We start from the raw sequence: 388 nt of genomic DNA on the forward strand, positions 1-388 counted from the left end.
GCGTTCACTTGATTGCTCAAATGAACGCTTTGGTTTGAAAAAAGGCGGCTACCTACTCTACCGCATTGCCCTATTTGACATGGTGTACCATTGGACGAATTGGGCAGTAGAAGGTAAACAAAAAAAGCGTTCACTTGATTGCTCAAATGAACGCTTCGTAAGAAAAAAGGCGGCTACCTACTCTCCCGCATTGCCCTATTTGACAAGGTGTACCATCGGACGAATTGGGCAGTAGAAGGTAAACAAAAAAGCGTTCACTTGATTGCTCAAATGAACGCTTCGTAAGAAAAAAGGCGGCTACCTACTCTCCCGCATTGTATTGCAGTACCATCGGCGCAAGTGGGCTTAACTTCTCTGTTCGGAATGGGAAGAGGTGGAACCCCACCGC

Annotated in this window: 1 protein-coding gene and 1 rRNA gene; one reads left to right on the forward strand and one right to left on the reverse strand. The window is 46.6% G+C overall.

Annotation, left to right across the window (positions count from 1 at the left end; all coding sequences use genetic code 11):
* The coding region (locus X919_RS17115) for a hypothetical protein (RefSeq protein WP_036917689.1) at positions 1–235 on the forward strand (235 nt) is incomplete at its 5' end.
* A 53-nt stretch (positions 236–288) separates the two neighbouring features.
* Here X919_RS17115 and rrf read toward each other — a convergent pair.
* Positions 289–388: ribosomal RNA gene (gene rrf / locus X919_RS0108445) — 5S ribosomal RNA — on the reverse strand; the annotation flags it as partial.

The sequence above is a fragment of the Prevotella sp. HJM029 genome (assembly GCF_000599605.1).
Classification (GTDB): Bacteria; Bacteroidota; Bacteroidia; order Bacteroidales; family Bacteroidaceae; genus Prevotella.